Origin of the sequence: Brakhagea baltica, assembly GCF_052161605.1 — a bacterium.
In the GTDB taxonomy this organism is placed as follows: Bacteria; Planctomycetota; Planctomycetia; order Pirellulales; family Pirellulaceae; genus JBKCUI01.
The window spans coordinates 4205653-4231068 of record NZ_CP197409.1; the positions used below are offsets into that span (position 1 = coordinate 4205653).

The following is a 25416-nucleotide window of genomic DNA, read 5'->3' on the forward strand; positions in this document are numbered from 1 at the left end:
TACTCTCTATTGCTGTGATTTGCCTATTGGTGGTTCGCAGCCTTGGGAGCCGCGGCCTGACGCTCGAAAGCCAAGACAATTCGAATGATTTCATAGCCAATCTTCTGTTGCAGATGCTCAAAGATGGGTGTCATCTTTTCTCGGCCCACGATATCCGCAGCGGCGATGACTTGTTTTTGGATTTCGATAGGGACCCATGGTTCGATGCTTTCCATGATTTCGCTTTGAAGCAAATCGCTCAAATGCCCCGACACTGTCCCCACAGTCACTCCCGCCCTGGCGGCGATCTCCTCCAGAGGACGCAGTTGTTTTAACATCGGGATCGTGATCGATTTGGTGCCTGACATCCGCATGGGGCTGGCTAGCGGAGCAGCTGTTGCCGATTTCCAAACCATATCTTTTGATGCGCCCGTCCGTTGGCAGTAGGAGCGTATCGCGGCGAGAAATCGCGATCCGTACGAATCCATCTTGGTTCGTCCGATTCCGCTAATACCCTCCATATGCTGCTCATCTGAGGGGCGGGTCGCACTGAGTTCGAGCAATACGTTGTCGGAAAAGACGATGTAGGGAGGCATGCCAATGGACGCAGCGATTTCCTTTCGCAAACCCCGTAACTCTTCAAATAGCTGCATATCTGCATGAGCACTCGCTTCGAATTGCAGCTCTTGTTTTCGCTGCTTGGTTTTCGTTGCGGTTCGAATCAAACGGGCCTCCCCGTTTCCTTGCAGAACGCTGCGGGCTTGCGTTCCCAGCTTGACAACAGGATATTCGCCGGCGTCAATGACCAGTAAATCTTGGCCGACTAGTTGATAGACCCAGTCTTTCAACTGGTTCTTGGAGTGGTCTTTGAGGATACCGTGCGTACTGAGTTGGTCGTGTTGCCGCTTTAGAATATCCGCTGCTCGCGATCCGGTGAGCACGTCGACCAAATAGTTGACGCCGTAACGTTCACCGATACGGAAAACGCAAGACATGATCTTCTGCGAGATGACCTTTGCATCCGGTACGCAATCGGTGTCACCCAGGCAAACATCGCATGCACCACAATTGTCCGTTTCATAGGTTTGCCCAAAGTACTCCACCAGCGAACGATGGCGGCATTTCGGAGTGCGGCAATAGCTGGCCATTTCTTCGAGCTGCTTCTTGGCCGCAGCAACAATTTCGTCCGACACACCTGCTTCGATCAAGCTCTTTTCAGTCATCCGTCGCAAACCGATAAGATCACTGATGGTAAAGAACAATATGCACTCAGCCGGGAGCCCATCGCGGCCTGCGCGACCTGTCTCTTGTTGGTAGTGCTCGATCGATTTCGGCATAGCAGCGTGTGCAACGAAGCGAACGTTCGGACGATCGATTCCCATCCCAAAGGCAACCGTTGCCACGACGATGTCCACTTGTTCATTGACAAAGGCATCCTGTGCCTTTTTTCTTTCTTCGTTCGACATGCCTGCATGGTATCCCGCCACCGAGAAGCCTTGATGGGCGAGGTAAGCGGCGATTGATTCGACATCGTTGCGGCGCATGCAGTAAACAATTCCACCTGAGCCACGGTGTCTCTCACATACTTCCTTTATTTGGGAGGGGAGATCCACTTGAGGTAGAATGCGATACGTTAGATTGGGGCGATCGAAAGAGCTGACCAGAACGGTTGGCGATTTCAGCTTGAGCTGTGCGACAATGTCGAGTCGCACTTTTTCGGTAGCGGTCGCAGTGAATGCGTGAATGGCTACGTTGGGAAAATGGTTTCTGAGCAAACCTAATTGTCGATACTCGGGCCGAAAGTCATGTCCCCATTGCGATACGCAGTGAGCTTCATCGATAGCGATCGTATGGACACCAGTTCCTTCCAGGAACTTGAGAAACTCCGGTGAAGTCATTCGTTCTGGAGAGACAAACAGCAGGCGTGCATTTCCAGACTTTATCAGTCTCGCAGCTTCCCGTTTTTCCTCAACGTTTAATGTGCTATCAACGCGAACTGCGCACACGCCGACCGCATTGAGCGAGTCGACTTGATCCTTCATAAGGGCCAGCAAGGGGGAGACAACGATCGTCAGACCACCTTGGTGTACGGCGGGTGCTTGGTAGCATAACGATTTTCCGCCGCCGGTTGGCATGACGACCAAGGTGTCTTGCCGGTTGAGGATCGACTCTATGGCAGCGGTTTGAGCGGGCCGGAGGCTTTGAAAGCCCCAAACCCGGTGAAGCATCTCAAAGAACGAAGCGTCTAGTTGACGAGTCATTGCATGTGATGGGAATGTTGAGTGTGGCAATGTCGCAAGCGCAGATGCGGACATGATAGACCTCTCCTAAAAGCAAAAATGGAAAACCGATTACAAAGGTTTTGGGTCCATCAAAAATCAAGCACTTCCAAAGTGCGTTGCGAATTATAGCAAAAGCGATCAGCAATTGGTAAGCTGCCGAGTGAATTTGGGACTATGTCGCGCAGCGACGTCAATAGTAGCGGAAAGGCCGCAAGGCCTCCGGTAGGGCGTCAGCGCGCCCACCGCCCATCAACCTACCCAATCAATGCCTCCTCCCTCGGCAACTCTGTATTTCGTCACCGAACGAGGCCGTTCCTGCAATCTGCGCTAGGTTGCCAACTCCCGAACGCCTCGCTAAACAGCCTAGATAAACGTTGATTTGCAGCCCGCTAGGCGGTACATTGAATGGAAGTTAAGGCTCCTTTCCAGCCGCTCAAGGGTTACTGAAATTGCTCAGCAAACTTTTACAGCGGACTCCCGCAGCGGACCTCCGCAGTGCACTATCGATTAGCCGAACGGCATCGATTAGTAAGGCTGAGAACTGAGAAAGGAGCGATCCCCGGTAGAATCTGTCTCGATTACCAAGGCCAACGCGTGCACAAACCGATTTACTTGCCCCTACTTGCTTGGAGCGTAATGCTCGGACTGTTGCTGTGTTGGCTACCTGACTGCCGGGCTGAAGAAATCGACTTTGCTCATACTGTCGTACCAATTCTCAAAACCCACTGCTCCAAGTGCCACGCTGGGCTGCAACGCGAAGGCGGGTTCAGCCTCAATACTCGCGAGGATCTCCTCGCCGGCGGAGACTCCGGCTCCCCTATCACTGTTGGTCAGCACGCATCGAGCGAGTTTTACCTCCGAGTTACATCCACCGAAGATGGTTACAAGATGCCGCCCGATGGAGAGGGGCTTTCCCCCGCGCAAGCCGCATTGATAGGGAAATGGATCGACCAAGGAGCGAAATGGGAATCTGGATTTACCTTTGCTCCGCGCACCTATGAGCCACCCCTTTTGCCACGTCGCCCAGAGCTCCCAACAACAACCACCGGTCGCGATCACCCATTGGATCGGATTCTTGATTTCGATTTGGCCCAACATGGCGAGCAGATGCCAGCAACCGTCTCAGACGAAGTCTTTCTGCGACGAGTATCTCTGGATTTGATCGGATTGTTGCCGACACCCGAGGAGCGTGCAAAGTTCTTGAGTGACGAGTCACCGAACAAGCGTGCCCACTTGGTCGACCGGTTGCTGTCGGAAAACGTCGCCTATGCTGATCACTGGTTAACCTTTTGGAACGATCTACTGCGGAACGACTATACAGGTACTGGCTTTATCACTGGTGGTCGAACCCAGATTACCACTTGGCTTTACGATGCCTTGTTGCGAAACAAACCTTACGACCAGATGGCTCGTGAGTTGATCGCACCGCCAACCCCAGACAGCGCGGGTTTTATTAACGGGATACGATGGCGTGGTGAGGTTAGTGCTGGCCAAACGGTGGAGATTCAATTTGCACAGAGTGTTGGTCAATCGTTTTTGGGGATCAATCTCAAGTGTGCGTCTTGCCATGATAGCTTTGTGGACCGATGGACCTTGGACGAAGCTTTCGGCTTGGCCGCGATCTACAGCGAGCGACCGTTAGAGATTCACCGTTGCGACAAGCCGCTCGGACAGATGGCTGAGCCGAAGTGGTTGTTTCCCGAACTCGGTTCCATCGATTCCAAGGCAGATAAGAACCAGAGACTCCAGCAGTTAGCTACGCTATTAACTCACCGTGACAATGGACGATTCACCCGAACCATGGTCAATCGGCTCTGGCATCGACTGATGGGCAGAGGTATCGTGCATCCGACCGATGCCATGCAAACCGAACCATGGAACGAAGATCTACTAGATTATCTGGCGATTCATTTGTCAGATAACAATTACGATCTAAAGCAGACACTTCGTCTCATCGTCACTTCGGCAGCCTACCAATCCCGGTCGGAATCCGTCGCTGAAACAGCCGATGCTGCGACTTATACTTATCGAGGGCCTCGAGCCAAACGTTTGACGGCGGAGCAGTTGCTCGATGCGATTTGGCAATTAACGGGAGCGGCACCTAATGCGATGGATGCCCAAGTCCAACGGACCGAGCCTGGAGAGCCATTAAAGCAAAAGCGAGAACTCCAAGCCAAGTGGATATGGAATGCGGTGGATGCGACCAATGCGCCTGCCGGTCAAACGTTGGCATTCCGAAAAGTTTGGAATGCTACACAAGTTCCAGAGCGAGCGATCGCCGTAATCAGTTGCGATAATGAGTATCGGGCTTACCTTAACGGACGTTTCATCGGCGAAGGCAAACAGTGGGATGCGCCGAACACCATCGTCCTGGAATCGTTGAAGGCGGGTGATAACGAATTGCTCATCGTAGGACGTAATGGTGGGGGGACCCCGAACCCGGCCGGACTATGGTGCGAGGTGCTTTATACTTGTCCCGATAGTACAGAAGGCGGCTTTGGGACAGACGGATCTTGGGAATGGACCTCGCAATTGCCAAACGACTCCGGTTCGTTTTCGTCCCCCCCCAACGATTGGCAAACGGCAATTGCGGTGAACCATAGTGGAATTTGGTCCCCTCGAGTAACTCCGCAAGCGGAGACCATGTTAGCCAAGGGAATACACGGCAATATAGCAATGGTTCGCGCGTCGCTCGTCAAGAGCGACTTTCTGATGCGATCGCTTGGAAGACCGAATCGCGATCAGATCGTCTCGGTTCGTCCGACGGAAATGACAACCCTGGAAGCCATTGATCTTTCGATCGGCGAGACGTTGGATAGTTACCTGAAGCGGGGTGCAGAGCGATTGGCAAACAAGTCGTGGGACAATCCCGAAGCTTTTGTGGATTGGCTGTTCCAGCACGCTTTGAGTCGAGAGCCAAGTCTTGAAGAGAAATCTTTATTAGCAAGCGAACTGTCGATGCCATTAGCCCCTTCCGCAGTGGCCGACATTCTTTGGGCGGTCGTTATGCTCCCCGAGTTTCAGATCAATCGTTGAGGAAATCATGCAACATCGAAACAGAATGGAATGGGAGTTCGAAGCACGTCGCGAATTCCTGAAAAAGCTAGCCGCAGCAAGTGTTACAACGCTTGGTTTTGGTGCGCCGCATTTGAGGGCTGCCGCCGATGGTCAGCCCATTCAACATCCTATTGCTACCGCCGATTCGTGTATCGTTCTGTGGATGGGTGGTGGCATGGCCGCTCCGGATACGTTTGATCCGAAGCGATATGTTCCATTCAAGGTCGGGGTGCCTGTCGCAGAAATCGAAAGCACCTTTCCCTCTATCGATACGGTTGTTGATGACATCAAGTTGACCGAAGGTTTAGAACACATTGCTCAAGTCATGGATCGAGCAACCTTGATTCGCTCTCATGTTCTGCCTGACTTGGGGAGCATATTGCACTCGCGACATCAGTACCACTGGCACACAGGGTATGTGCCGCCGCAAACGGTTGCATGTCCGCATATTGGAGCTTGGATGGCAAAGGTTCTGGGCCCATTGAATCCCGTGATGCCAGCCTTTGTTAACATAGGTCAGCGTTTGGAAGGAGTGGGCGAACAAGAAGAGCTGAAAGCATTCACGACGGCGGGTTTCTTTGGGAGTGAGTTTGGTCCTTTGAACTTACCGTTTCCCGAGGAGGCCGCTCAATCAGTCCGGCCGCCAGCTGGAATGGATGCCGGTCGATTTGCGAATCGGCAGAAATTGTTCAAGAAACTAGTCGATCAATCGCCGCAACGTGACTACTTGAGTGACTTTCAATACGAATCCCAGCTACGTTCGATGGAAAATGCGTATCGGCTGTTAAGCTCGAAAGAGCGAGAGGCATTTGATATCTCGCTCGAGCCAGCAGAGAGCTATGCCAAGTACGATACGGGACGATTTGGTCGGGGGTGTTTGCTCGCACGTCGACTGGTTGAAAACGGAGCTCGGTTTGTCGAGGTCACAACGGAGTACGTTCCGTTTTTGCATTGGGATACTCACGCGGACGGACATACGACGCTTCAACGAATGAAGAAGGAAATCGATCAGCCCATCGCTCAGTTAATCTTGGACTTGGAGAGTCGAGGATTGCTGGACCGAACGTTGGTGATTCTAGCCAGTGAATTCAGTCGGGACATGATCATGGAAGGGAAACCGGGCTCGAATGCCGCCGACCAAACGACGGAACCAGTGGAAGAGTTAAAGACGATGAAACACTATGGACAACATCGTCATTTCACAGGTGCATCCTGTGTCGTCATGTGGGGTGGCGGCGTTCAAGGGGGGCAGCTTTACGGAGCATCAGCAGTGGAAAGACCGTTTGTGGCAGTGGACAAGCCCTTAAGCGTGACTGATTTGCACGCGACGATATTCAATGCCATGGGAGTCAGTCCCCAGACAGCGTTTGATGTCGAGCAACGTCCCTTTTACGCGACGGAGGATGGCAAGGGCCTGCCTGCGCGGGACATCTTTCGGCAGATCAACACATAAGGCGCTCGGATAGGTCGCCCCAGTTTTTTCTCAATTAAGGGAGGATTCGGCGACGAAACGGTCCATTTATTGACCCACTGTTCCACATTGGGAATTCGAACGATATACTGGGTAGGAGGAATTCGCAGCTTTGTTGCAAATTCCTGTTAGGGGCACTTTTCAGTAGGGCTGGACAGATACATTTCATCGTTTCCAGACACTTGACCGACTCGTCTTATCAGTCTTATCTCATCGTATTCAACAGCGAAAAACTCCTCATCATTGGATTTCTTGAAAGGTAAAAAATGATCTCTCCCAAGAACAAGAGCCGTCGTAACTTTTTAAAGGCCACGTCAGCGGCAGCTTGTACTGGTTTTTTCGTAGGCACCAGTGGCGTATCCCGTGCACTATACTCACCAAACGAACGACCCGTCTTTGCGACGATTGGATTGCGGAACCAGGGTTGGACGATCACCGACAAATCCACTAAGTACGCTGACTTTGCGGCGTTTGCAGATGTGGATGCCAACGTCTTGGGCTCTATCAATGAGAGGCTAAAGAACAAAACGGGCAAGGCGGCCGATGGGTACAAAGACTACCGAGAGATCCTAGATCGCAAAGATATCGATGCGGTCATGATTGCCACTCCCGATCATTGGCATACCAAGATTACGGTAGAAGCCATGTTGGCGGGCAAGGATGTTTATTGCGAGAAGCCACTGACGCTGACGATCGATGAGGGCAAGCTTATCGAGAAGATGGTCAAGCAAACGGGGCGCATCTGCCAAGTCGGGACCATGCAACGCACCGAGTTCGACAGTCGCTTCCTGAAAGCGATTGCAATCGTTCGTAGCGGTCGGTTAGGTGAAATCAAAAAGGTGACCTGCGGCATTAATGGAGCAACGGGCTCTCCAGAGATACCAGCCATCGATGTACCTGACGGGCTCGATTGGGATACTTGGTTAGGACCTGCTCCGTTTGTACCGTACCGCGCTTTGCCAGAAATTCGCCAAGGCTACGGCGGAGGCGTACCTCTCTTCACCAATTGCCATTATGCATGGCGAAACTGGTATGAGTATTCTGGTGGCCAGATGAACGACTGGGGAGCTCACCACGTGGACATTGCTACCTGGGCGCTGGGAGCTCACGAGACAGGCCCTAATAAGATCACTCCCGTCAGCTTCTCGCTCCCTGTGGATTACGAAAACGGTTATCCCAAGGTAAGCGATCGATATAACTCGCCGACCAAGTTCGAGATTCTTGCCAACATGCCTGGCGACATCCCCATGGTAATCACCAGCGAAGGAGATAACGGTATTCTATTCGAGGGTACGGAAGGACGGATCTTTGTGAATCGAGGCCGACTCACCGGTAAGCCAGTTGAGGAACTCGAGAGCAATCCTCTGCCAGAAGGAGTTATCGAAGAGATTTATGGTGGTCCTGTAAGCGAGAACCACACCGATAATTTCATCGCATCAATGAGATCTCGCAAACAGCCGATCGCTGATGTTTGGACCCACAACAGAATGCTCGAAACTTGCCATTTGGCCAACATCGCCATTCGCCTGGGGCGTGAGTTAACTTGGGATCCCGTGAAGCGAGAAATCGTGGGTGACGAACAAGCGAACTCGTTCCTGCAGCGCGAGAGCCGCAAGGGCTTTGAAATCAATATGTAGTCCGCTGACTATGTTCAGCGGATAGCCGGATTGCCCGTCGCGCAACTCGTTAATATAAGCTGCATCTCGGATAGGCCCCCTATGTCCTATCCGACTTCTTCATCGTGGAGCTTTGGTTTACGCAACTCCGCCGGCAATCTTTCAATTCTTCCCAGCCACCATTGGATTTGGTTTTGACGGAGGTAAATAATGTCGGTCTTTAGAACGGTTTGAACTTGGCGTAGAGTTTGGTGAGCCAACCGCGTGAGTAACCATCTCGTACGTGGCCATCGTCAGCTCGCTTGATTTCGAGATCCAGCAAATTCCGACTTAACAACGTGTTGCTGGCATCAATGTCTTGTACCCGGCAACTGCCGATTAGAAACACCTCCATGACGTTGTCGTTAAAGGTGATTTTCTTGCTGCCCTGCAGGGTGAGTAAACCGTTGGGCTTTATATCGACGACCTGAGTCGCAATGTTAAAAGTCAGACTTTCATTGGTGCGTATCAAGGAGTCACCTCGATAAACCTCATTGCTGAGACCAAACACTCTCGGATCTCCATCCTTCTGAGCGGCTGGTTTCAGGTTGAAGTTCTCGAGCTTCACCCAGTTGCTGAGGACCGCATCCAATTGCGTTGTTTTTCTCGATGTAGCATTTCCTAACATTAACGCCGTACCAGCTTCGTCGACCCTTACCATTACAGCATCATGCATGGCAATGGTTCTCGCTTGGCTTGGTGGAATGTAGGTCAAGCCAGCTTGAATACCGTACGCTGGATCCATATCGTACCCCGGTGGCATGATTGCACCATCATTGGATTGCATCATATCTGGAGCATTTGAATTTGCAAATGTTTGTTGCTGCGCTCGTCCAGTGGGATCCATATTCGGTGCAACATCTTGCGGACGATAGTTAGCCATCTGCACGGTGTTCGCTTGAGCCGGTCGGTGGAATAGGCTGCCACTTTGCCCAAAAGCCGAGCCGAAAGGACACAAGCAGAATCCTAGAACGCCAAACCAAATACTATTTTTCTTCATCTTGGAATCCTTCATGCGTTAGCGTTGAATTCGATTGGTAGAGGTGCGATTTTTTGCGGTGCGTTGTATGGTCGTTCCGTGCGAGGTAACTTGGACCTCGCGCGGGCCGATGACCCGTGCCGTCAATCGGCCTTTGTAGTCGGTGTCCTCCACGGTGATCAGATCATCCTGGCCACCACTACTCAATGCTCGACCATGAGTTTCTACTACGATGCCTGCCGTTTGCACGACGATCTTGATAGCATCACCCGCTTGAACCAAAGTCTGAGTACCAGCTTCCGAGGCCCGAATCACTTGGTTCGTGCTCATCGAACGTTTTAATTCCTTGCCAATCAAATCATCAAAACTTGTAAAGTAATCATCCGAGTCGATCTTCAGATTCCGAGGCATGGGGACATGAACGAGATCTTCCACTCGCAAGATATGCCCCTTGGAAAGTTGCCTGCTACTTGCAACTACCAGATCGGGTAATTGAATGGTCGCGGGAATGGTAATGGTGTATTCCCCTTGCGGATCCTTTAGCAACAGTTCAAAAATCTGTTCGCCATCCCAAGGTGGTTCTCCTCCCGTGACGCCTAGAATTTGACGACGCTGAACAAGGTGAGGTGCTACCTCAGGCGTGATGATAGGAAAAACTTTCCAGGGAACATTCGCGTCAGCCTTAGTTTGTAGATAGTTCGTAATTGCTTGTGTCGCAATTCGCTCCGCCTGTACAACAACAGTAGGGCTGGTGTTGGTGGGAACGAATCGATCGCGATCAGGAACTGTTTTCAATCCGGGGCGGGTGAAAGGGGATGTAGACTGGGGTGGCGTATTGGTCGGGCCGCTAGCTAATCGGTACATACTCGATAATGGATTCTCGACGATGGGTGCTGACTGGGTGGCTACGGATACCGTTTGCGTTACTCGAGAAACTCGGCACGAAGCCCCCCCCTCCCAACGAAATTGAGCAGGGTTGTATCCTCTACGTTGCAATATTTCCTTGATATCGTCGACCGTTAGGGACTGTGTCTTGCCGAGAATAGGTGAAGGCCCTAAGGGCAAGGACTCGAGTTTCGATTGCCATTCAGCGGGGGCTTTGACCTGGACGATATCACCAAGCTTGAGCAGGTTGCTGTCCACATCGACACTCGTCTTCATTTGCAATGTCGCCATCGTCGACAATGAGGAGTTCGTACCATAATTGGATTGAGCAAGGACACCCTGTGAGACGAACGCAATAACCCAGCAGCAAGCGAGGCGCATAGCGACTATCGCGTGGCTCGATGCTCGCAACACAGATCGATTTGTACGATTGCTAAGTAGGTATTCGTTCATGGTATGGGACTAAACCTATCGTCGTAGATTTGCAATCTGTTGCAAGATTTGGTCTCCTGCTTGGATCGCTTGGGAGTTCAGTTCGAATCCACGTTGCGTTGTGATCAAGTCGATAAGCTCCCGGACTGGTTCCACATTGGACTTCTCCAGTGAACCTTGGCGAATGATGCCAAAGCCGTCGAGTCCTGGTTGCCCCTGAATGGCTGGTCCACTGGCATCCGTTAGTTGGTAGAGATTTTCGCCCACTTTGAGCAATCCATCTGGATTGATAAAGTTGGCCATCTGTACATCCCCTACGGGTTGGAGCTGTTGATTGCCCGGTAGTCGAACGGAGACTTGGCCGTTAGAGCTGATAACAATCGCCGTCGCTCCTTGTGGTATTTGAATCGGCGGATCGATCAAGCGGCCTGTCTGGGCCGAACCGATCACTATTTGGCCGTTGGCGTTGAGGTCAAGGTTACCTGAGCGAGTGTATTGCTGGGTTTGCGAAACGGGATCGAAGACTTGAAAGAATCCGGGTCCCTCTATCGCTACATCCAGCTCGCGACCAGTTTGTTCGATCGTACCTTGTCGAAAGTCCTTCTGCGTACTTTGCACCCGAGTTCCTAGGCCCACTTGAACTCCGACCGGGGTTGGGTTCTGCTGAGCATCTAGCATCCCTGGATAAGCTTCGGTGCGATAGAGCAAGTCTTCGAAGTTCGCTCGGTCTCGCTTGAATGCCGTGGTGTTCATGTTGGCGATGTTATTGGCGATCACATCCAGCTTGGTTTGCATGGCATCCATGCCCGAAGCGGCTGTGTATAGGGTTTGAATACTCATGATTCACCTTGCAAAAATTTTCTAAACGTGATGTTTTTAGCTGGCTAGGACTCGTCCGATCAAGTTCCCGTAGGCTTGATCTTGATGCTGAATAAGTCGCAGATTGGATTCGTAGGCGCGTGAAGCTTCGATGAGCTCCATCATGGCGAGCGTTGGATTGACAGAGGATTTCTCTAAGAAGCCACTTACGACTGCTCGTTGATTGGGTGGGACGGGCTGAACCTCTGACAAGCTTTTAAACAGGTTGTCACCAACGCGACTAAGGTCTCCGACGTTATTCGGACGAACGACCATGAGCGATATTCCAGCTCCATCCTGTTGAATGACACCGTCGTCGCTCACTTCGTAGCGTCGGGATGGATCGATTTGTATAGGATTACCGTCTAGTCCAAGCACGGGGTCTCCATCGGTCGTGGTCAACAGCCCAGCGTTATTGAATACAAACCCACCCGCGCGGGTCAGGAATTGCTCGTCGCCACGTCGTACGACGAAGAAGCTGTCCTTGTCGTGGATCGCAAAGTCGGTCTTATTCGCAGTCCGCTCCATGGGGCCGTGTGAAAAACTAGTTTCGGTCGGCTGGATTTTTACACCGCCTCCGATATCGGCCAGGGTGCCGCTGCCGGGAGTTATCCCACCCTCTTCAACCGCTTTATTGTGTCGCGACTGAAGAACCGCGAACGATTGCTTGAATCCAGGCGTATTGATGTTCGCGATGTTGTGACTCAACACCTCGAGCCGATGATTTTGTACGTGCGCTCCCGCAGCTGATAGGTAGATTCCGAATGGCATAGCGTCCTCCTGACGCCTCGGACATTAGCGATTCCATCCAGTCGTGAAAATGGCAGTTCTGCCAACGGAGGCCTAGCTAAATCTACCTGCCTTGACTAGTTCTCCTACATTCACAGGTTGCGCTGGCTCACCGCAGAAAAAATCTGAGGAAAACGGAACTAGTGGCGAATTCAAACACAAGAATCCGATCCTTTACTTCTCCGTTGGGCCGGATTGGTTTGGGCTTGGTTCCTTCGGGACGGGCTGCACGACAACTCCTCTATAAATCTCTGCCAGGGGAATGCGAATCCCTATCGAATTCAACTCTAGGTGGTCGTCGAGTCCCTGACGCTCTTGAAGCAACCAAGAATTGTCGTCTAGTCGCGTATGCCACTCAACATGGAAATCCTCTTGAGAGATCAGCACAAGAGCTTTCAGAGAAGGAATCTGCCTGTAGTGTTGCGATTTTCTTCCTCGATCATACTTTTCCGTCGATTCGGATAGTACCTCGATCAATACGGTTGGGTTAACCAGTGTGTCTCGCTTTTCATCAGCGAATTCCAGTTCGCCGCATACGATTGTCGCATCGGGATAAGTATACAGTCCTGTGGCATCTACCAGTACACGAAGATCGCTGTTAAACACCTGGCAACCTCCTACCTTCAGCAACTGCCTAGCTTCGCCGCTAACATTGGCCGCTATCAAACTATGGGTCGGTGACCCACCGGCCATGGCGAAAGTTTCTCCGTTAAAAAACTCGCTTTTGAACTCGGCTTGCCGTTCGCGGTGCAAGTATTCTGCGACAGTCATTCTCTTTAGTGCAGTCGACATATCTGTAAGACCTGTAAAGGTAGTTAGGAATTCGCAACAATCGCCAAACAAGCCGATCAAATCACGATAGCTTTCGCTCCCTCTAACATCATAGAATATGCCCTGTGTTGAGGAAAGTAAAACTCGCAAGAGTTAAGCCTCCGAGCTTCTACCATTTGACACAACTGGTCCCGGAATGTCTAACAATCATCACTGTATCTCAATTGCTATTATCGTTTTCGTCTGGAGATCGCTATGAAACGAGACATCTTGTTCCTTCTCAAAGAAGACTTTCCTGACGGTCCAGGTCTCCCCTACTACTGCCCCGACTGCGCCCAAGTCACCGGGGTGTTGTCTTATTTCCCTAAGCTACGGCACCACTTGGACATCCGGTACGTCGACTTTCCTCGGCCACGCCAGGACATCGTTGAGATGATTGGGCCGGATCATCAAGGCTGCCCCGTTCTCATCCTCGCGAAAGCACCCCCCATGGACGCTCTCGGTTTTGTAACTGGACAAGTGAACAACCTCAGCTTTATCTCCGGTGCCAAAGCTATTACGCAATATTGGGCCCATGTTTACGGCGTGTCTCGGCCTCACTAGCCATACACGGCGTACATTCGCTCCCTGGGGCTTGGCGATTCACTAAACTTCGTAACCATTCGAATCGTATTTCGCCAACTGGGCCACCTCTATGGATGCGACCTTACTCTACCCTCATCAACTCTTTCAAGGGCATCCTGGCATCCTCCCGGGACGCTCGGTGTTTCTGATCGAGGATCCCCTATTTTTTAGTCAGTATTCGTTTCATCGCCAAAAACTGATGCTCCATCGAGCTTCGATGAAACACTTCGCTGCCCAACTCAATAAAAAGGTCGATACGCACTACATCGATGCCAGTGAGCTCGAATCCACAGCAGACATCGGTCGAGTTCTCAAGAAATCCGGCATCAAACAAGTGCAGTGCGTCGATCCAAGCGACGATTATCTTCATCGCGGTATCTCACAAGCTTGCCAAGACAACAAGATCCGCTTGGAATGGCTGCCAGACCCGAGCTTTCTCACATCCACCGAAACCATTCAAAAGGAATTCTCTGCCAAAAAGAAACTCTTCTTTACGAGCTTTTACATCGAACAACGAAAACGACTTAGTTGCCTCCTCGATCAAGACGGATCGCCTGTGGGGGGGAAATGGAGTTTTGATACGGAGAATCGAAAGAGAGTCCCGAAAGGACTGAAACTTCCTTCCGAACCATCTATAAAGCAAGACTCCTACACAGAAGAAGCCAGACAGTACGTTGCGAAACGATTTCCGAACGCGATCGGTCCCGATGCTCCTTTGCTCTATCCTGTCACTCGGAAAGATTCTCTCAAGTGGCTCCAGCAGTTTGTCCGAGATCGGCTAGCTCTCTTCGGGGACTACGAAGATGCTATCCTCGCGGATCATTCTATTTTGTTCCATTCCTGCCTAACGCCCATGCTTAACATCGGCCTGATTACACCCGATGATGTCATTCAGGAAGCTCTGGCACAATCCGATGTTCCTATCAACTCCCTCGAAGGCTTCATACGCCAAGTGATCGGTTGGAGAGAGTTCATTCGCGGCGTTTATCTCACCAAAGGACGACAGCAGCGGACGACCAACTTCTGGAATCAAAGTCGCCCCATTCCGGAGTCATTCTACGATGGCACGACTGGGATCGAGCCCATTGATGTAGTGATACGCCGTCTCCTTAAAACGGGGTACTGTCACCATATCGAGCGGCTTATGATCCTAGGAAACTTTATGCTCCTGTGCGAGTTTCATCCCGATGAAGTGTACCGCTGGTTCATGGAACTCTTTATTGATTCCTACGATTGGGTGATGGTCCCAAACATTTACGGTATGAGTCAACATGCGGACGGTGGACTCATGACGACCAAGCCCTACATCAGCGGTTCGAGCTATGTTCTCAAGATGAGCGATTTCAAAAAAGGAGACTGGTGCCCGATTTGGGATGCGCTCTACTGGAATTTTGTAGCCAATCAACGCCCCTTCTTCGAGAAAAACCCACGTATGCGAGTCATGACGAGCCAACTCGACAAAATGGGAGCCAAGCTGAGCGATCATCGCATTACCGCTCAGCGATTCCTCGATAGTCTATCCTAGCATTCGCATTAAGAGCGATGCAGCTAGTTGTTCATACCTGCTGCTTGCATCAGTCCCGCTAGGCCGAGATAGCGACTCGCACCAGGTAGAAACTTGTGATCCCGGATGGAGTCAGAGGTGAAATCGTAAGCCAGTCCCCGAGCATTGAAAACGAGTTTGCTTTCCGGACGCAACAATTTGACAGCAGGCACCATCCATACCGTCGATTCGGTTCCCGTCAATTCGAACGATGCACCAGATTGCGCAAGAATGTCGATGGTTCCCAGCAATGATGCCAATCGCCTAACAGCCAACGGAGCATTGTAACCGTAAGTGTACGAAGCTGAGAGCCTGGGATTCTTAACCAAAGACTGCACCGTACCTGAATCCAGCCCATAGATATCTTCGACATCGACACGCACCGCCCCCTGTGGAATCGTACTGGCAGGATCGTCAGATAAGGCTACACATAACGTAACCCTATCAGAGTTCGTCACTGCCTGGCCAAGCTCGCAAACAACGGTCCCCGTCCCATTCGTAAAGTGTGTTTCATCTTTACGGGCAACTTCTTTAGCCAAATGATTGGCAGCGGATAGCGTCCCAAGCCACCCTTCGCGTACCAATGCGGGATTGGCTCGAAGCTGCTTCTCTACATCAGCTTGCCACGCCGCCAAGAAGTCGGCTTCAAAAGCAATGCCTGTTCGCGGTTCGGGATGTTCCTCGTTCCAAACGGTTAGCTCCTCAGGAGTCAAGTAAGTGAAATCTCCTTCCAAGATCGGTTCACTATGCCCTAGTCCGAAAAGTCGATTCATAAATCCGTACATGGCGACTCGGGTGACATGATTATAATTGTGTCCAAAGTGTGTGGCTGCTTGAAAAGACAACCGATCGGTTGCACCATACAGTCCGTACAGTTTTCTAAGTTCCGGAACTCCGTCCGATGCCATGTTTTTGGTCCAATCGTTTGCTGAGTTTAAACCCATTGGTTTAGGAGCAGTCAGCGCCGCGATTTCCACGTTGCCTGTGCCAACCCGCAACCCACTAGCGTTCTCGCATGTGCAGCCACCTTGCATCCCCGTGCTCACCATCACCACAGGGTATGCACCACAGAACCTCGGTTCGATTGCAGAAGCGATAAACGTTTGCGTACCCCCGCCACTCGCCCCCGTTATCGAAAGCTTAGAGGGATCAACATCATCGCGACTCAACAAATACTCAACCAACTGCAATGTGTTGATCGTTTGAATTCCCATAACATTCTGATTCAGCTCTTCAGCACGAGGGCTAAACAAGAGCCATTTATCAGCAGCCACATCCGGATTCGGACCGTGATTCCCAAACCCATGCGCACGATTAAAGTCGATCTGGCGACTGTCGGCATAACCGAGCATATCGTAGTGCAAGACCACGCATCCCATACGAGCTAATTGAACACACCGAGCTTGAAGCGGGCTTCTCGCGGCGGACTCGAATCGCTCGCCTCCATTGGCAATCTCATTCCGAATCTCACCATCACCCGTTTTCAGGAAACGCCCGTTGGACCAGTGACCATGTGGGCACAAAACCGCAGGCAGTTTCTTTCCCTCGGTATCAAGGGGTGTATACAAGCTACCCGTAACGTACAGCCCGGCAAAAGATTCCAAGTAAATCTTTTCAACGGCATATCCATCCATCTCGCGCCGGGAATGAACCGTTGGTTTTAGGGGTGCCAGCGTTGGCATAGGCACCATCCCAAGCGAAACCTTGATTTGCCGTCTCAACTCAGCAGCTCGCTCTTCCCACGTCTCTTTCGAACTAGGAACCTGAAACGGAAAATGACCGTCCAAATCCTTGAGTTGCACTGCATCGACAGACCTCGTCGAATGGCTCGCGACCAACGTCTCTGGCGATTGCCCCAAGCCAATTACTGTACAAGGAAAAGTCGCCAAAAAGGAAGCCGCGAGGGCTCTTCGATTCCACATTTTAGGTAGGTAACTCATAGGTAGGGTTTTCGCAAAGGAGGGATGGCGGGAAGGTATGCGTTGTGCATCAGCACAAAAAGTCAAAAAGTAAATCGCAAACAAAAGGCTGCGCCGGTGTTTGCGATAAAAAGCTATTTGCCTTTTGTTTTAGTAACGATCCGGCAGATGTAGCTGTCCGCCGTTACGAACAGTGTGTTACCATCTTCGCCAAAAGTGCAGTTGCTGGTTCGTTCACCAGTATTGATTCGCCCGAGCAATTTCGCTTGTGCATCGAAGATCCAAACCCCGCCAGGGCCGCTCGCCCAGAGATTTCCGGATCGGTCAACTGCGAGCCCATCGGGCAATCCGGGCATTTTACCGACCGAGCTTGTCGCATCGTAGAATTGTTTGCCCGGTCCTAGTGAGCCATCATCTTTGACTGGAAAGCTCATCCAAATCGCTTTGTTCGGATCGCTTTGGGCAACATACAAGGTCTTTTCGTCGGGCGAGAAAGCGATCCCATTGGGTCGTTGGAGCTCCGTAGTTAGAAGTGTCACCTCGCGCGTCGTGCTGGACACTCGATACACCCCAAAGTGTTCCAATTCTCGTCGCGGATCATTTTCCCTAGCGGGTAGTCCGTACGGTGGATCGGTAAAGTAAATGTCGCCGTTCGACTTAAGAGCTCCATCGTTCGGGCTGTTCAGTCGCTTGCCTTGGTATTGATCTGCCAGCGTTATCTTGCCCCCTCCAGGAGTCAATTTGCTGACGCGGCGATCGCCATGTTCGCACATGACCAAGTTGCCATCTTTGTCGAGCAGCAAACCGTTCGCTCCCGGCTCAAGCCCGTAGTAGGTGACTCCCGTATAGCCAGATGGATTCATGAATAACTGGATACCGCCGGCACGTGTCCATTTGAAAATGGAATTACGTGGAATGTCAGAAAATAGCAAGTGCCCAGACTTTTCATCTCCAATCCAAACGGGGCCTTCGGTCCATGTGAACCCGTCGGAGAGAATCTCTAGCTTGGCATCGGAGGCGAGCAGCGCGTCCAGTGCTGGGTCGAATCGCTCGATAGTGCCGAGTGTTCTTGTTGTTTGTGCGTGGAGTGTCATAAAGTTGCTCAATAACGTCGTGAATAGCAATCCCAGGCTGAGAAGTGGTACGGACCGGTGGACCAAGTGTTTTAGATACTTCATGATGCAGAAAATCAATAAGTCTGGAGTGGAAAGGGATGACGGCGTGGGGAGGCGTGACAAGCAATAATTTGCGTCAAGCGAAAAACGTATCATAACCAATCTAAAGGATCGTATGCGGGCTGTTTGCCTACGGATGGTGAAATTGTCGTCCATTGCCTGCAACATCAGCGAGCAGCAGGGGGCGAAATCTGCCTAGGAAAATGAGGGGAGATGCGGAGTTCTCCGATAGTCTAACGAAATTTTCGCAACGCTTGGGACTCCCCGACGTGCCGCCTCAATACGATTTTCATGGGCAAGGGATGAACTTTCGATTGACGATCGAGGGTCTGGAATGCACACTGCCTATGGGGTGGATGGTTCGGTTTTTCACAACCGGTTTCACCCCGCTGCGTTTCTGCGTAACAAAACTACTTGAGAATAGCTCCATGAATCGATCGTTTCGCTCGTTCCTTTCTCTTAGCTTATTGATCCTGGCAACTAGTTTCTCGCTTGCCGTACACGGTGCCCCACAGGAACCTGATACCTCCAGCGGGGTAAATCCTGGCGAGGCGAAACCGACGGCTGCTTGGGACGATTCGACGCTTACCGAGCTGCTCGGGACATTTAAACACCGAAGCATCGGGCCAGCACTGATGTCGGGACGTATCGCTGATATCGCCATCGACCCGTCGAACCCCAACGTCTGGTTCGTTGCTGTCGGTTCCGGTGGAGTTTGGAAAACCACCAATGCAGGCACGACCTTCACACCGATCTTTGATGGTCAATCGTCGTACTCGATTGGTTGCGTTACCATCGATCCAAACCACACCGACACGATTTGGGTGGGGACTGGCGAAAATGTCGCGGGCCGACACGTCGGGATCGGTGATGGAGTCTATCGCAGCAAGGATGGTGGAAAGTCCTTTCAGAAAATGGGTCTCGAGCAATCGGAGCATATCAGTAAAATCGTCATCGATCCGAGAAACTCAAACGTAATCTATGTAGCAGCTCAAGGTCCCTTGTGGTCCCCCGGTGGGGAGCGTGGTCTATTCAAATCGGTAGACGGTGGGACAACCTGGAGGAATGTTCTCAGCAAAGGGCCTTATACCGGGGTGACTGATATCGTCATGGACCCAGAAAATCCTGACATCCTTATCGCTGCGACGCACCAGCGACACCGCACCGTTTGGGCGCTGCTTGATACAGGGCCCGAATCGGGAATCTTTCGTTCCACAAATGGTGGTGAGTCCTGGCAGGAATTAACCAACGGCATCCCTGGGGGAGATAAAGGGAAAATTGCGTTGGGCATCTCGCCGCAAGACAAGAATGTTGTCTACGCCTCGATCGAACTTACCAATCGCAAGGGTGGCTTCTTCCGCAGTACCAACGGTGGCCAAAGCTTTGAGAAGATGAGCGACTTTGTCTCCGGCGGTACGGGTCCCCACTACTACCAAGAAATCTATCTGGACCCACATCGCTTCGATGTTATCTACCATGCAAATGATACGCTGGTGAGGAGTATCAATGGCGGTAAAACATTCGAGCCTGTCGAGGGGAGATTCAAGCACAGTGACAATCACGTGGTTGTGTTTCTTCCGACCGATAAAGACTTTGTCCTAGTCGGAACGGATGGAGGCATTTATCGCTCTAACGATTTTTGCAAGTCATATACCTACTTTGGCAATCTGCCTCTGACTCAGTTCTACAAAGTAGACGTGGATTACGATCTTCCGTTCTACAATGTCGTCGGCGGCACACAGGACAACAATTCGCAATATGGACCTAGCGCGACCCGTTTTATTCAGGGAATCACGAACGCTGACTGGCAAATCACCATTGGCGGTGATGGTCACGACAATGCAATCGATCCAGAAGATCCCAACATAATCTACTGTGAGTCGCAAGAAGGCTACATTCAACGATTCGATCGACGAACTGGCGAATCTATCGACATTCGTCCGCAACCAGAAGCAGGCGAAGAAGGTTTTCGATTCAATTGGGACTCTCCGATTTTGATTAGCCCTCATAATCACAAGCGTATCTACTTCGGAAGCAAAAAACTGCACCGCAGCGATGATCGCGGAGATTCTTGGAAGACCATCAGCCCCGATCTTTCTAAGAATGTCGATCGCTGGACGTTGCCCGTAATGGGACGCGTTTGGGGGATCGATGCGGGCTTTGACCTGCTCGCCATGAGCGCCTATGGAAACATAACTTCGATCAGCGAATCCCCCCTCCAAGAGGGGCTTATCTACGTTGGCACAGACGATGGCTTGATTCAAGTTACAGAAGACGGTGGCAACACATGGCGGAAAATCGAGCGTTTCTTTGATGTTCCGGAAGGGGCTTTCGTCAACGACATCAAAGCCGATCGCCACAACGTGGATGTGGTCTACGCTTGTTTGGATCACCACAAAACCGGTGATTACAAACCGTACGTGATCAAGAGTACCGACCGTGGAAGAACCTGGAAGAATATTTCCAATAATCTTCGAGAGAAGCATCTCACGTGGCGAATCGAGCAGGACCACATTAAACCAGAATTGCTCTTCCTAGGAACCGAATATGGCCTCTTCTGTTCGTTGGACGCAGGAGACAAATGGCATAAATTGTCAGTTGGGCTGCCAACGATTCCTGTTCGTGATATCGCAATCCAAAAGCGCGAAAACGATTTGGTTTGTGCAACTTTCGGAAGAGGATTTTACGTCCTGGATGATTACTCAGCGTTGCGAGAACTTGATCCAGAACAGTTGAATAAAGACGGGCATCTGTACACTGCTCGACGCGCGTGGTGGTATCGCCCCGCGGACAAACTCGGAGGGGTAAAGGGATTCCAAGGTGACTCGTACTTTACGGCCAATAACCCGACCTTTGGAGCCGTTTTCACAGTTCATTTGAAAGACTCCTTCAAATCTTTAAAAGAGAAGCGACTTGAAGAAGAAGCAAAAGCCAAACGAGAGAACAAGGATGCGCGTGTTGCATCGATCGAAGAGTTGGAAAAAGAACAAGTGGAGGTTTTGCCCGAACGATTCCTTCAAATTACCGATGCGACTGGTGAGTTTGTAGCTAGAGTCGATTTACCTAGCAGCAAGGGGTTGCACCGCGTATCGTGGGATCTGCGGCGAACACCACTTCCTGGCGTTCGCTTCCGACCGTTCGCCTTCCCTGGTACTTATAAAGCACAGGCATTTTTGAGCGACGCTGGGGAGAGCAAGCCGATTTCGGACGCAATCGAGTTTTTGGTCGAACCTCTCGCTGCTCCAAGTATCGAGGCTAATTCAAAGGATGAAATCGTCGCGTTTCAAAAAGCATTGGCGGCCCAGCAAGTTGTAATCGATCGATCAGCGAGACGTCTAGCCAAGGCAGAGGAGGTATTGGACGAAGCACTTAGCCTTGTTAAACCTCGATTGCAAGATCCAGCGGCTATCATGCTCGAGATCACAAACCTAAAGAATGAAGTGAAAGTTAAGCAGAAGTCTCTCTTCGGAAATGAGCTTCAATCGGAACGGTTCATTGAACAAGTGCCTGCGCCTGGAGCTCGGTTGTCGAATATTGCCTATGGCGCATTCGGTTCAACCCACGGCCCGACGGGCACCCATCGAGCGCAGTTGGCGATCGTCGAAAAGGAAATGGTCCAGCTGACTGTGGAGATTGACGAAATTATTGATCTGAAGTTGAAATCGCTCAAAGAGAAGCTCGCGGAACTTGGTTTCGTACTATCTCGCGATCCGTAGGGACTATCGGCCTTGATGGGTCCGGTGGAAAAATGCTTGTGACCATCCTCAGATGTTACTGTAGAACGCCTTTGGAGCTGGGGACACCAGATTGTCTTGGGTCGATTTCCGTTGCAATGCGAATCGAACGGGCAGCGGCCTTGAAAATGCCCTCGGCAATGTGGTGCGTGTTTCGTCCGTGATGTAGCAATACATGAAGATTGCAACCGGCGTTGACGGCGAACGCTTGCCAAAAATCCTCTACCAGCTCACTGTCAAATTCACCGATCTTCTGCGCTGGCATGGGAGCTTGGAAGACAACGAATGGCCTGCCACTAAAATCAAGAGCGACAGTCACCAACGTCTCTTCCATCGGTAACACCATGTGCCCGTACCGACGGATGCCGACTTTTTCACCCAGAGCTTGCTTCATGGCCAACCCCAGGCAAATGCCAACATCCTCTGTCGTGTGGTGAGCATCGACCTCCAAGTCCCCTTTCGCCTCAATCGTCAAGTCCATCATCGAATGCTTGGCCAACAGCACCAGCATGTGGTCGAGGAAGCCAACTCCTGTTCGAATGGAGTTCAGCCCCGAACCGTCTACATTGAGCTCGAGCTCAATGGCGGTTTCGGCGGTTTGACGACTAATCTTGGCGGTGCGGTTCGACATGATTCAGGCTTCCGGTGCTTTTGGTTGAGTTTCAGGTTAAACGTCCAAGTTTCGAACTTCGAGTGCGTGCTTCTCGATAAACTCGCGACGTGGTTCCACTTTGTCACCCATCAATACTCGGAACATCTCGTCGGCAGCCGCAGCGTCGGTCAACTGAACTTTGACCATCGTTCGGCATCCAGGATTCAATGTGGTATCGCGGAGCTCCTCCGCGTTCATTTCACCCAACCCCTTAAAGCGAGTGATCGACAATCCTCGGCGACCTGACTCACGGATGGCTGGCAACAATGCTCGAAGATCCTCGATCCCGGTTTCGTTTTCCTCTCGGAGGACTTTGAAACGCGAATCGGTCGAGCCGGTTCGATCCTTGGGGATCAAGTCTTCGATGGTGAATCCATACTCGGCGAGTTCTTTCAAGCCTGTGTTGATCGTGCGAACCTCGAATAGCTCTGCGACGTGCGCAACGGTCGTCTCTTTGGCTGGAGTTTGGCCACTCGCGGCTGGCTCGGTGCCAGGTACGGTGCCTGGAGTGGTTGAGGCGGGTTGAGTCAGTGCAGGAGCTTCGTCGACCAAAATCTTGCGTTGCGACATGAACTCATCGAGCTTGTCTCGCGTGACGAACCAATGATCCTCGGTCCCTAGATCCAAGTGAAAAACGGGCAACCGCCCGGACTCTGGCTCCATGCGCTCTGCATGCACTCTCAAGGAAATGCCGCGTCGCTCGAGGTTCAGCAACGCATCCTCCATCGCGGACAAGGTTGTGCATAGCTTCCGCATCTCGTCCCCCTCGAATCGTCGGCCGCGATCATCTACGAATTGACTCAGTGCTAGGCCTTTCTCTTGAAGCTGCGCCTTCATCTCTTCTTCTGATTGAACGTAGTACTTTTCCTTTTTGCCTCGAACGACTCGGAACAAAGGTGGCTGGGCCAAATAGACGTGTCCACCAGCTACCAACTGATACATTTGCCTATAGAAGAAACACAGCAGCAATGTTCTGATGTGAGAGCCGTCGATGTCGGCGTCAGTCATGATGATGATTCGATTGTATCGACGCTTGGCGACATCCTGATCGGCTCCGATCCCGCTACCGATCGCTTGGATCATGCTCATGACTTCTTCGTTGGCAAGAACCTTGTCTTCGCGGCTCTTGTAAGCGTTGATGATCTTACCTCGTAACGGCAGGATCGCCTGGGTGTCGCGGAAACGTCCCCCCTCGGCACTTCCACCTGCCGAATCACCTTCGACGAGGTACAGCTCGCACTCTTCCATTTTGTTGCTGATGCAATCGCGGAGCTTGCCAGGCAGCCCTCCACCTCCGAGGACGTCCTTTCGCTTGCGCAAGGCATCTTTGGCTTTTCGAGCGGCCTCGCGTGCTTCGGCTGCGAGTAGGCCTTTTCGGGCGAGCAGTTTTGCGTTCTTTGGATTCTCCTCGAGGTACTTCATGAGAGCTTCACCAACGACGGAGTTGACGATCCCCTCGACATCGCTGTTACCGAGCTTCGTTTTCGTTTGCCCTTCGAATTGCGGGTTGGTAACACGAACGCTGATGACGCAGGTTAGCCCCTCGCGGAAGTCGTCGCCGGTCGGTGTCAGATCTTTGAAGAGATTCTCTTTTTTGCCGTACGAGTTCAACGTTCTCGTCAATGCAGATCGGAAACCTGAAACGTGAGTCCCCCCCTCGCGCGTGTTGATATTGTTGCAGTAAGAGTGCAAATTCTCGGTATATTCTTCAGAGTACTGCAAGGCGATTGAATAGCCGAAATCCTCTTTCTTGCCTTCGATCAAGATCACGTCCTTATGGACCACTTCGCTGGCACGGTTCAAGTGCTCGACGTACTCCTGGATACCTCGTTCGTAGAAAAATTCATCAGCGAGATTGCTACGGTCGTCGCGGACTTTGATTCGAACACCACTGTTCAAAAACGCCAGCTCTTGCAGTCGCTTGACGAGGGTGTCGTAGGAATACTTCGTGTTGGGGAAGATCTGGTTGTCGGGCTTAAAGGTAGTCTTGGTCCCGCGTTTGGTCGTTGTGCCGGATTCACGAACCGGACCCGTGGCAACGCCTCGCTCGTAAGATTGGGTGTGAATGGCCCCGTCTCGATAAACCTCTACCTCGCACCACTGCGACAGAAAGTTGACAACCGTCACACCAACGCCGTGTAGACCACCAGATTGTTGGTAGGCTTTCTTCTCAAACTTGCCACCAAACTTTAGGACCGTCATAACCCCCTCAAGGGTCGAGACATCGCGCTGCAAGATTTCCGAAAGCTGATCGTGGTGTTCGACCGGGATACCTCGACCATCGTCTTCGACCGTTACAGACCCATCCGAATTAATCGCCACCGAAACCGTCTTGGCATGCCCCGCCATGGCTTCGTCGATCGAATTGTCAACCACTTCGTAGACCAAGTGATGCAACCCGCTGAGAGTCGTATCCCCGATGTACATCCCCGGGCGATTCCGTACGTGCTCCAGGTCGCTCAAGTGCTTTAAGTCGTCGCTGTTGTAATCTCCTCCAGGGGCGGGAGCGCCTAAGTTTTCCGTACTAAAGTCTTGGTCGCCAGATGCGTTCATGAAGTATCCGTAATCGATGGAAAAACACTAGGAAAAAGCGGTTGAACCATCGTCAAAC

The 25416-nt window shown here is 51.6% G+C and carries 16 protein-coding genes; 6 read left to right on the forward strand and 10 right to left on the reverse strand.

The annotated features are described in order from the left end of the window. Nucleotides 1-23: 23 nt before the first annotated feature. Nucleotides 24-2294, reverse strand: a complete 2271-nt coding sequence (recQ, locus tag SH449x_RS16100) for a DNA helicase RecQ (RefSeq protein WP_482377098.1) — start codon at nucleotides 2292-2294, stop codon at nucleotides 24-26. Nucleotides 2295-2855: 561 nt separating this feature from the next. Here recQ and SH449x_RS16105 point away from each other — a divergent pair. The 3 genes from SH449x_RS16105 to SH449x_RS16115 all read left to right on the forward strand — a co-directional run bounded on the left by SH449x_RS16105 (nucleotide 2856) and on the right by SH449x_RS16115 (nucleotide 8426). Next, nucleotides 2856-5297 (forward strand): DUF1549 domain-containing protein, encoded by a 2442-nt coding sequence (locus SH449x_RS16105; protein ID WP_482377099.1) that lies wholly within the window; start codon nucleotides 2856-2858, stop codon nucleotides 5295-5297. 7 nt (nucleotides 5298-5304) lie between these two features. After that, nucleotides 5305-6771 (forward strand): DUF1501 domain-containing protein, encoded by a 1467-nt coding sequence (locus tag SH449x_RS16110; RefSeq protein ID WP_482377100.1) that lies wholly within the window; start codon nucleotides 5305-5307, stop codon nucleotides 6769-6771. Between the two features lie 284 nt (nucleotides 6772-7055). Continuing rightward, entirely contained in the window at nucleotides 7056-8426 is a 1371-nt protein-coding gene (locus tag SH449x_RS16115) for a Gfo/Idh/MocA family oxidoreductase (protein ID WP_482377101.1), read from the forward strand. A 199-nt stretch (nucleotides 8427-8625) separates the two neighbouring features. On the opposite strand, the gene SH449x_RS16120 is transcribed toward SH449x_RS16115, so the two are convergent. The 5 genes from SH449x_RS16120 to SH449x_RS16140 all read right to left on the reverse strand — a co-directional run bounded on the left by SH449x_RS16120 (nucleotide 8626) and on the right by SH449x_RS16140 (nucleotide 13179). Then, nucleotides 8626-9444: a flagellar basal body L-ring protein FlgH gene (locus tag SH449x_RS16120; RefSeq protein ID WP_482377102.1), complete on the reverse strand. Its 819-nt coding sequence runs from the start codon at nucleotides 9442-9444 to the stop codon at nucleotides 8626-8628. Between the two features lie 18 nt (nucleotides 9445-9462). Further along, nucleotides 9463-10761, reverse strand: coding sequence for a flagellar basal body P-ring formation chaperone FlgA (flgA, locus tag SH449x_RS16125; RefSeq protein WP_482377103.1), 1299 nt, complete (start codon nucleotides 10759-10761; stop codon nucleotides 9463-9465). Nucleotides 10762-10776: 15 nt separating this feature from the next. After that, nucleotides 10777-11580 (reverse strand): flagellar basal-body rod protein FlgG, encoded by an 804-nt coding sequence (gene flgG / locus SH449x_RS16130; protein WP_482377104.1) that lies wholly within the window; start codon nucleotides 11578-11580, stop codon nucleotides 10777-10779. Nucleotides 11581-11616: 36 nt separating this feature from the next. Beyond that, nucleotides 11617-12369, reverse strand: coding sequence for a flagellar hook-basal body protein (locus SH449x_RS16135; RefSeq protein ID WP_482377105.1), 753 nt, complete (start codon nucleotides 12367-12369; stop codon nucleotides 11617-11619). Between the two features lie 192 nt (nucleotides 12370-12561). Beyond that, the gene (locus tag SH449x_RS16140) at nucleotides 12562-13179 is read right to left on the reverse strand and encodes a Uma2 family endonuclease (protein WP_482377106.1); all 618 of its coding nucleotides are present in this window, start codon (nucleotides 13177-13179) and stop codon (nucleotides 12562-12564) included. A gap of 234 nt (nucleotides 13180-13413) precedes the next feature. Between SH449x_RS16140 and SH449x_RS16145 the strand changes: the two genes are divergently transcribed. Continuing rightward, nucleotides 13414-13761, forward strand: a complete 348-nt coding sequence (locus SH449x_RS16145) for a DUF3088 family protein (protein ID WP_482377107.1) — start codon at nucleotides 13414-13416, stop codon at nucleotides 13759-13761. A gap of 91 nt (nucleotides 13762-13852) precedes the next feature. Then, nucleotides 13853-15307: a cryptochrome/photolyase family protein gene (locus SH449x_RS16150; protein WP_482377108.1), complete on the forward strand. Its 1455-nt coding sequence runs from the start codon at nucleotides 13853-13855 to the stop codon at nucleotides 15305-15307. Between the two features lie 23 nt (nucleotides 15308-15330). Here SH449x_RS16150 and SH449x_RS16155 read toward each other — a convergent pair whose 3' ends face one another. Further along, nucleotides 15331-17265 (reverse strand): alpha/beta hydrolase family protein, encoded by a 1935-nt coding sequence (locus SH449x_RS16155; protein WP_482377109.1) that lies wholly within the window; start codon nucleotides 17263-17265, stop codon nucleotides 15331-15333. A 113-nt stretch (nucleotides 17266-17378) separates the two neighbouring features. Beyond that, nucleotides 17379-18422 (reverse strand): SMP-30/gluconolactonase/LRE family protein, encoded by a 1044-nt coding sequence (locus SH449x_RS16160; RefSeq protein ID WP_482377110.1) that lies wholly within the window; start codon nucleotides 18420-18422, stop codon nucleotides 17379-17381. A gap of 425 nt (nucleotides 18423-18847) precedes the next feature. Here SH449x_RS16160 and SH449x_RS16165 point away from each other — a divergent pair, with 425 nt between their 5' ends. Beyond that, nucleotides 18848-22135 (forward strand): VPS10 domain-containing protein, encoded by a 3288-nt coding sequence (locus SH449x_RS16165; protein WP_482377111.1) that lies wholly within the window; start codon nucleotides 18848-18850, stop codon nucleotides 22133-22135. Between the two features lie 55 nt (nucleotides 22136-22190). Here SH449x_RS16165 and hisB read toward each other — a convergent pair whose 3' ends face one another. Together hisB and SH449x_RS16175 are read right to left on the reverse strand one after the other, a co-directional pair. After that, nucleotides 22191-22784, reverse strand: coding sequence for an imidazoleglycerol-phosphate dehydratase HisB (hisB, locus tag SH449x_RS16170; RefSeq protein WP_482377112.1), 594 nt, complete (start codon nucleotides 22782-22784; stop codon nucleotides 22191-22193). Nucleotides 22785-22820: 36 nt separating this feature from the next. Continuing rightward, nucleotides 22821-25358 carry a DNA gyrase subunit B gene (locus SH449x_RS16175; RefSeq protein WP_482377113.1) on the reverse strand — a complete coding sequence of 846 codons (2538 nt, stop codon included), beginning with the start codon at nucleotides 25356-25358 and terminating at the stop codon, nucleotides 22821-22823. Nucleotides 25359-25416: the final 58 nt, after the last annotated feature.

Coding starts and splice junctions, on each gene's coding strand:
- recQ (WP_482377098.1), bottom strand. CDS start 2,294: ATGTCCGCATCTGCGCTTGCGACATTGCCACACTCAACATTCCCATCA.
- SH449x_RS16110 (WP_482377100.1), top strand. CDS start 5,305: ATGCAACATCGAAACAGAATGGAATGGGAGTTCGAAGCACGTCGCGAA.
- SH449x_RS16115 (WP_482377101.1), top strand. CDS start 7,056: ATGATCTCTCCCAAGAACAAGAGCCGTCGTAACTTTTTAAAGGCCACG.
- SH449x_RS16120 (WP_482377102.1), bottom strand. CDS start 9,444: ATGAAGAAAAATAGTATTTGGTTTGGCGTTCTAGGATTCTGCTTGTGT.
- flgA (WP_482377103.1), bottom strand. CDS start 10,761: ATGAACGAATACCTACTTAGCAATCGTACAAATCGATCTGTGTTGCGA.
- flgG (WP_482377104.1), bottom strand. CDS start 11,580: ATGAGTATTCAAACCCTATACACAGCCGCTTCGGGCATGGATGCCATG.
- SH449x_RS16135 (WP_482377105.1), bottom strand. CDS start 12,369: ATGCCATTCGGAATCTACCTATCAGCTGCGGGAGCGCACGTACAAAAT.
- SH449x_RS16140 (WP_482377106.1), bottom strand. CDS start 13,179: ATGTCGACTGCACTAAAGAGAATGACTGTCGCAGAATACTTGCACCGC.
- SH449x_RS16145 (WP_482377107.1), top strand. CDS start 13,414: ATGAAACGAGACATCTTGTTCCTTCTCAAAGAAGACTTTCCTGACGGT.
- SH449x_RS16150 (WP_482377108.1), top strand. CDS start 13,853: ATGGATGCGACCTTACTCTACCCTCATCAACTCTTTCAAGGGCATCCT.
- SH449x_RS16155 (WP_482377109.1), bottom strand. CDS start 17,265: ATGAGTTACCTACCTAAAATGTGGAATCGAAGAGCCCTCGCGGCTTCC.
- SH449x_RS16160 (WP_482377110.1), bottom strand. CDS start 18,422: ATGAAGTATCTAAAACACTTGGTCCACCGGTCCGTACCACTTCTCAGC.
- SH449x_RS16165 (WP_482377111.1), top strand. CDS start 18,848: ATGAATCGATCGTTTCGCTCGTTCCTTTCTCTTAGCTTATTGATCCTG.
- hisB (WP_482377112.1), bottom strand. CDS start 22,784: ATGTCGAACCGCACCGCCAAGATTAGTCGTCAAACCGCCGAAACCGCC.
- SH449x_RS16175 (WP_482377113.1), bottom strand. CDS start 25,358: ATGAACGCATCTGGCGACCAAGACTTTAGTACGGAAAACTTAGGCGCT.